A 5,637-nucleotide genomic window follows, 5' to 3' on the forward strand; every position below is an offset into this window, starting at 1 on the left:
CCGCGCACTGCGCCACCCGCCTGCCCGACTACATGCTCCCCCAGACCTACGTCCCGCTCGCCGAGATCCCCCTCAACGCCAACGGCAAGACCGACCGCAAGAGGCTCCCGTCGCCCGAGGGCACCGACCAGCAGCGCGGCTCCGAGCGCGTCGCGCCGCGCACCGCCACCGAGGAGCGCATCGCCGGCATCTGGACCGAGCTGCTCGGAGTGAGCGTCGGCGTCGAGGACAGCTTCTTCCACTCCGGCGGCAACTCGATCCTGGCCATCCGCCTGATCTCGCGCATCCAGGAGGAGTTCGAGATCGACTTCAAGGTGCGCACCGTTTTCGAGGGCCCGACCGTGGCCCAGCTGGCCGTCGCCACCGAGAACGCCATCCGTGCGGAGATCGCCGCACTTTCCCCAGCAGAGCTGACGAACGGCCAGGAACTGGCTAAGGAGTTCACCGCATGAGTACCGCCGCGATCACACCCGCCGGTTTCGACGCGGACGCCGCGAGAGAAGAGCTGATACGCCGACGGCTCGCCGGCCGCCGCGGCGGCCGCCGGACCGCCATCCCCCGCGCCGACCGGTCCGCCCCGCTGCGCCTGTCGTACGGCCAGGAGCAGATGTGGTTCCTCAGCCGCCTCGACCCGGACAGCACCCAGTACCTCGTACCGCTGATCGTCCGCCTCACCGGAGAGCTGGACGCCGCCGCCCTCGGCGAGGCCTGGCAGCGGCTGACCGACCGGCACGAGATCCTGCGCACCCGCTACGGCCTGGACGGCGAGAACCCGGTGCAGCTGATCTCCCCCGCCGAGCGGGTGACGCTGCCGCTGGACGACCTCACGGGCCTGGCGGCAGGTGAGCGCGAGGCCGGGGTCCAGTCCGTCATCGCGAACGACCTGTTCGTCCCGTTCGACCTCGCCCGGGACCTGCCGGTGCGCGGACGGCTGATCCGCCTGGCGGACGACGAGCACGTCCTGGGCATCGTCTTCCACCACATCGCCTGCGACGCCTGGTCCACCGAGGTCATCGGCCGGGAACTGAGCGCCCTGTACGCCGCCCTGGCCGCCGGCACCGAGCCGGACCTGCCCCCCGTGCCCCTCCAGTACGCCGACTACGCGGCCTGGCAGCGCGCCGAGATGTCCGGCGCCACCCTGGACCGCCACCTCGACTACTGGAAGGGGCAGCTCACGGGGCTGACCCCGGTCGAACTGCCCACCGACCGGCCCCGCCAGGCCGTCCGCGACGCGACGGGCGACTCGGTCCCCTTCGGCATCCCCGGCCGACTGGCCGACCGGATGCGGGACTTCGCCCGGGACAACGACGCCACGCTGTTCATGGTGGTGCTCGCGGCCTTTCAGAGCCTGCTCTCGCGCCACACCGGCTCCACCGACATCGCCGTGGGCACGGTGGTGTCCGGCCGCGGCCGCCCCGAGCTCCAGGGCATGGTCGGTTTCGGCATCAACAGTCTGGTCCTGCGCGGCCACTGGACGGACGACCCCTCGTTCCAGGAGCTGCTGAACCGGACCAAGGACACGGTCCTCGGCGCCTTCGACCACCAGGGCACCCCCTTCGCCCGCCTCATCGACGAGATCCAGCCGGAGCGCGACCTCTCGCGCAACCCGCTGTTCGACGTCGCGCTCACCATGCACGGCGAGCGCACCAGCGCGTTCACCCTGCCCGGCCTGCGGGCCGAGCCGTTCCAGGGCGAGGGCAACGCCGCCAAGTACGACCTCGACCTCCAGCTGCGGGAGGCGGCCGACGGCACCCTGCACGGCCACCTGGAGTACGCCGTCGAGCTGTTCGACCGCGAGAGCGCCCAGCGGCTCACCGCGCACCTGGTGCGGCTGCTGGACGCCGCGCTCGCCGCCCCGCGGACGAGCGTCGCCGAGCTGGCCTTCCTCGGGGACGCGGAGCTGGCGCTGCTCACCGGCGGCGCGGCCGTCTCCGGCGAGGTGACCGGCACCGTGCACCGGGCCTTCGAGGAGCAGGTGCGCCGCACCCCGGACGCCGTCGCCGTGCACTTCGACGGCCACGACCTGACGTACGCCGAGCTGAACGCCCGGGCCAACCGCATCGCGCACCACCTGCGGGGACTCGGCGTCGGCCCGGAGACGCTCGTGGGCGTCTGCCTGGAGCGCGGCACCGAGCTGATGCCCGCCCTCCTCGGCGTGCTGAAGGCCGGCGGCGCCTACCTGCCGCTCGACCCCTCGGTCCCCGCCGACCGGCTCGGTTTCATGCTCGACGACGCCTCCGTCCCGGTGATCGTGACGCAGAGCGAGCACGAGGCGATGCTGGCCCGGATCCACACCGGCCCGGTGCTGGTGCTCGACCGCGACCGGGCCGCCCTCGCGGAGCAGCCGGCCGGTGACCCGGCGCCGTCGGCCGGTGCCGGCAACCTGGTCTACGTCATCTACACCTCCGGCTCCACGGGCCGCCCCAAGGGCGTCTGCCTCACCCACGCCAATGTGCTGCGGCTCTTCACGGTGACGGCGGAGCAGACCGGCTTCTTCGACTCCGACGTCTGGACGCTGTTCCACTCCTACGCGTTCGACTTCTCCGTCTGGGAGATGTGGGGCGCGCTGCTGCACGGCGGCCGCCTGGTCGTCGTACCGAAGGACGTGGCGCGCGATCCGGACAAGTTCCTCGACCTGCTGGCCGAGCAGCGGGTGACCGTGCTCAACCAGACGCCTTCGGCGTTCCGCGCACTGGTGAGCGCCGCCCGCGAGGGCGACCCCCGGATCGACCGGCTCGCCCTGCGGACCGTGGTGTTCGGCGGCGAGAAGCTGGAGGTCGCCGACCTGCGCCCGTGGGCGGACCGGGTGGGCCTCACCGCGCCGACGCTGGTCAACATGTACGGGATCACCGAGACGACCGTGCACGTCACCCACCACGAGCTGGGGAAGCGGGACCTCACGGGCGCCGGCAGCCCCGTCGGTGTCCCGCTCGACGACCTGGCGATCCGGATCCTCGACCGGCACGGCAACCCGGCTCCGATCGGCGTGCCCGGCGAGATCCACGTCGCGGGCCGCGGCGTCGCCCGCGGCTACCTGGGCCGTCCCGGACTGACGGCGGAGCGCTTCGTCCCCGACCCGTTCGGGGCGCCCGGCGACCGGCTGTACCGCAGTGGCGACGTGGCCCGGCGGCTCGCGGACGGCAGCCTGGAGTTCCTCGGCCGCAACGACGAGCAGGTCAAGATCCGCGGGTTCCGCATCGAGCTGGGCGAGATCAGCGCCGCGCTGGCCGCCCGGGAGGACGTGCACGACGCCGTCGTCCTGGTCCGTGAGACCGCGCCGGGCGACAAGCAGCTCGTCGCGTACGTCGTGCCGTCCGAAGGCACCGTGCCCGACACCGCCGCGCTGCGCACCGCGCTCTCCCAGGACCTGCCCGAGTACATGGTCCCGGCCACCTACGTCGTCCTGGAGCGCCTGCCGCTGACGGTCAACGGCAAGCTCGACACCAAGGCGCTGCCCGCCCCCGACCCGGGCTCCGTGCGCGCCGCGGGCCAGGACCACACCGCCCCGCGCACCGCGCTGGAGCGCCGCGTCGCCGCCATCTGGAGCACGGTGCTCGGCGTCGGCCCGATCGGGGTCCACGACAGCTTCTTCGACCTCGGCGGCCACTCGCTGCGCGCCATCAACCTGACGGGGCACCTGCGCGAGGCCGGCTTCGACGTCTCCGTACGGGACCTCTTCGAGCACCGCACCGTGGCCCGGCTCGCCGAGCAGCTCGCGGACCGCCCCGAGGTCCGCGCGGCGCGGGGCGTCCGGCCCTTCGCGCAGCTCGCGCCCGAGGACCGGAAGCGGCTCCCCGGCGGCCTCGACGACGCGTACCCGATGTCCCAGGTGCAGATCGGCATGGTCGTCGAGATGCTCAGCGACACCGACCGGCACCCGTACCACAACGTCACCTCCTTCCGGATCCGCGACGAGCGGGCGTTCGACATCGCGGCGCTGCGCGCCTCCGTCCGGGCCGTGATCGACCGGCACGACGTCCTGCGCACCTCCTTCGACCTCAACTCCTACTCCGTACCGATGCAGTTGGTGCACACCGACGTCGACGTCCCGGTGGCGGAGCGGGACCTGCGCGGGCTGTCGGACGATGGAGTACGGGAAGCGCTGCGGGAGTTCACCCGGCAGGAGCGGGCCGACCTGATCGGTCTGGACACCCCGCCGCTGCTGCGCCTCTTCGGCCACTCCTGCGACGACGGGAGCTGGTGGCTCACCATCACCGAGTGCCACGCGATCCTCGACGGCTGGAGCCACCACTCCCTCCTCATGGAGATCGTCGAGGGCTACGGCACGGCCCGCGACGGCGGGACCGTCGAGGCCCCGGCCGCCCCCGACGTCCGGTTCGCGGACTTCATCGCGGCCGAGACGGCGTCCCGGGAGTCCGGGCACGACCGTGCGTACTGGACGGGCATCGTCGAGGGGTACCCGGCCTTCGCCCTCCCCGACGCCTGGTCCGGCGACGGCGTCGCGGGCGCCCCGCACCGCGTCAAGGTGCCGTTCCACGACCTGGAGGAGCGGCTGCGGGCACTGGCGTCCACGGCGGGCGCGTCACTGAAGAGCGTGCTGCACGCGGCGCACCTGAAGGTGATGAGCTCGGTCACCCGGGACGAGCGGTTCTTCACCGGACTGGTCTGCAACGCGCGGCCCGAGGCGCTCGGCGCCGACGGCGTCTACGGCATGCACCTGAACACGCTGCCCTTCGCGTTCGACGGCCCCGCGGACACCTGGCACGAGCTGGTGCGCCAGGTCTTCGACCGCGAGGTCGAGCTGTGGTCGCACCGCAGCTTCCCGATGCCGGACATCCAGCGTGAGGCGGAGGACGGCCTGCGGCTGGTGTCCGTGCGCTTCAGCTACCACGACTTCGACCAGGTCGACCGCGAGCAGGTGGACTACCTGGCGAGCATCGACGACAGCCCCACCGAGTTCCCGCTGGGCGTCTCGGCGCGGCTGGGCCACCTCTTCCTGACCGGCAGCCGCAAGCACCTGAGCGAGGCCGCCCTGGAGCGCCTGGCGGGCACCTTGCGCCAGGTCCTGGAAGCCATGGCCGCCGACCCGCAGGGCGACGCCCGCGCGTCGTACCTGCCCGCGGCGGAGCGCCGGCGACTGCTCGACCGGGGGACGGGCGAGGCGGCCGACTTCACGGACGCGTCCGTGCTCCGCCGCTTCGAGGAGCAGGCCCGGCGGACGCCGGACGCACCCGCCGTCGGCCTCGCCGGTACGTCGCTCGGTTACGCGGAACTCGACGCGCGGGCCAACCGGATCGCGCACCACCTGCGCGCCTCGGGCGTCGGTCCGCAGTCGGTGGTCGGTGTCCTGCTGGACCGCGGACCCGACCTGCTCGCGAGCCTGCTCGGGGTGTGGAAGGCCGGCGCGGCCTACGTGCCGATCGACCCCTCCTACCCGGCCGAGCGCATCGCGGCCATGCTGGACTCCGCGGGCGCCGGCAGCGCCATCACCCACTCCGCGTACGAGGACCGCTTCGACGGCGTCGGCCTGCTGGTCGTGGACCGGGACCGGGAGCTGGTCGCGTCGCGGCCCGCCACCCGGCCGGAGCGCACCGAGGACGGTGACGCGCTGGCGTATGTGATCTTCACTTCCGGTTCGACCGGCCGCCCCAAGGGCGTGGCCGTCACCCACCGGGG

At 73.1% G+C, this 5,637-nt stretch carries 2 protein-coding genes; both read left to right on the forward strand.

Annotated elements, in window-relative coordinates; genetic code table 11:
• Positions 1 to 452, forward strand: a 452-nt coding sequence (locus ACWD0Y_RS36030; RefSeq protein WP_450264477.1) for a phosphopantetheine-binding protein, incomplete at its 5' end; no start/stop codon positions are given.
• On the forward strand, positions 449 to 5,637 hold a 5,189-nt coding region (locus ACWD0Y_RS36035), incomplete at its 3' end, for an amino acid adenylation domain-containing protein (RefSeq protein ID WP_450264478.1). The genes ACWD0Y_RS36030 and ACWD0Y_RS36035, both read left to right, overlap by 4 nt.

The organism is Streptomyces altiplanensis (genome assembly GCF_053591575.1).